1 pseudogene is annotated in these 614 nt (G+C 60.6%); it reads right to left on the bottom strand.

Annotated features, from left to right (window positions below):
* A pseudogene (locus LH47_RS14880) lies at positions 1-614 on the bottom strand (ISLre2-like element ISGsp3 family transposase); the annotation flags it as partial.

Here is a 614-nt window from a genome sequence, read left to right as displayed (position 1 = left end):
TTTCCAGCTGCGGCGGGATTTCACCCGATGCGCAAACCGGCTCATCACGCTCTCGGCGTGGCCCATCGGACGCATGCCGGTCGTCTCCACCCCTTGCTCCGACAGCCACTCCCGATAGTCCCGGATGCATCCCGGCATCGACTCGATCCGACGGATCATGGCAGCCATCTGCTTCTCTTTCGCTTCGTCCTCCAACGTGCCGACCGCGCTGTTCAGCTCCACCAGAAGCCCCTCTTCGTCTTGTTTCGCCAGCTTCTTCCGCACCTCCCGCCAACGCGGATGGCCGGACAGACACTGACTCAGCTCCCGCGCCACATGAAATCGATCCAGCTGAAAGCAGGCTCGCTTTCCAAAATACGCCCGGCAGGCTGTGATCCACGACGCCGCGTCGCCGTTGATGATCAAAAGGTCCCGGCACGGGTCATAGGCATATTCGTTCATCAGCCACTCTTCAAACCGTTCCCACACGTCTCCCGCCCCTTCATGGAGGTAGTGGCGCCGGTTCACGAGCTCGAGCTGCGAACCGTTTCGTTTCCATCCCTCGTGAACCGCCAGGATTTTCTCTTCTTTCGCCCGTTTCCCTTTCCCCTGGCGGGAAATGAACAGCCCATCCG

The organism is Anoxybacillus thermarum, assembly GCF_000836725.1.
GTDB classification, from domain to species: domain Bacteria; phylum Bacillota; class Bacilli; order Bacillales; family Anoxybacillaceae; genus Anoxybacillus; species Anoxybacillus thermarum.
Note: the sequence above shows the minus strand (reverse complement) of the source record. Positions and strands in the feature narration are given on the sequence as shown.